This is a genomic window from uncultured Campylobacter sp. (genome assembly GCF_937949835.1).
In the GTDB taxonomy this organism is placed as follows: Bacteria; Campylobacterota; Campylobacteria; order Campylobacterales; family Campylobacteraceae; genus Campylobacter_B.
The window spans coordinates 1-1,488 of the sequence record NZ_CALEDC010000268.1 but is presented as its reverse complement, the minus strand read 5'-3'; the positions used below and the strand labels follow the sequence as shown (position 1 = coordinate 1,488).

Annotated in this window: 1 pseudogene; it reads left to right on the top strand. The window is 41.3% G+C overall.

The annotated features are described in order from the left end of the window. Window positions 1-56 precede the first annotated feature (56 nt). A pseudogene (locus Q0256_RS06020) lies at window positions 57-1,488 on the top strand (TonB-dependent receptor); the annotation flags it as partial.

Sequence of the window (1,488 nt, the reverse complement as noted above, 5' to 3'; positions counted from 1 at the left end):
TTAAAGACCTCTTTGAGGGGTATGGGAATTTTAACAACACGAGAAACGGCGTAGAGATGGAAAACGTCAAAACGGCCAATATCACCAAAGGAGCCGACTCCATAAAAGCAGGAAGTGGCGCACTCGGCGGATCGGTTATGTTTGAAACCAAAGACGCCAGGGATTTCTTGACGGAAAAGAATTATCATTTCGGCTTTAAGCAGGGCTATCAAAGCGTCGATAGTCAAAATTTTCACTCTTTCACCGGTGCAGCTAGATACGGCTGGTTTGATCTTTTGGTTATAAATACCGATAGACACGGACATGAAAGGAAAAACTATTTCTACGACATATATGATAGTAAAGAGGACAAACTTCATATAGGAAAAACTCGCGAAAAGGCAGACCCATACACCATAACCAAAAAAAGCACGCTCGTAAAAGTGGGTTTTCAGCCGGGCGATGAGAATAGATTCTCCATAGGAGTGGACGATTCTAAGCTAAATTCTGACGGCGAGGATCTTTCTTATACGTTGAGACAGGGCTTACGTCCAGATGCTCCCGAAAAATATGGAAACAGGACAAACCACGATAGCTCAACTAGAAGAAATGTACAGCTCGGCTATGAAAATTTTAGCGAGACACCGCTTTGGGATCACGTTAAAATTTCATACTCAAAGCAGAGTATTAAAAACCGCGCGATCAATAGAGAGGGCTGCCAAGGAAGCGCCTGCCAGCAAACACAAAATCCATCGGGAATGCATTTAGACTCGAGCTCCGGTACGCATAATCTAGTAGATAAAAATAATAGACCTATAAGTGTCGATCCCGGGGATGTAGCGGAGGAAGCTTATATCGTAAGAGATGGCTCGGGTAATGTGCTTAGGCTTAACGACGATTATAAAGCACATCTTGGATCCGCAATTGACATGTGGGGAGATGTTTATCATTCAACTTATGTAGATTGCTCCAAAATAGATTGCAATAAAAAATTTAAAGTATTAAAAGAAACATACGATGGGAATACTTGGAATTATAATTATGAACTCGTAGAAAGAGAGCTGGAAAAACATACCCTTGCCGACGGAAGAACTTACGGAACCATAAAAAGAGATTCTAGCGATGCAGATGATGGAACAAAATACCATAAATTATCTTTTTTAACTCCAGGAAAGGACGGCTATAATTCCATACAATATACCGATAGGACGCTGGATACCGAAACGCAACAATTAAATTTGGATTTTGAGAAAGAGCTTAGCCTATTTAACGTCATCGATAATTCCATATCATACGGCGGGCTTTTAGATAAGACCGATAAATCGATGACGAACAAAGACGGATTTTATGCGGGCGATTCACAATGGTGGGATAGTATATTTTTCGGCAATGTAAATAATGTGCCAAATCCAGATTGGCATATGAATGGCAATCTAAGAAGCAATACTACGGCGGTTAACACCTATCTGATCCCCGTGCAGACCCTAACTACGGCAGGATATATCGGGG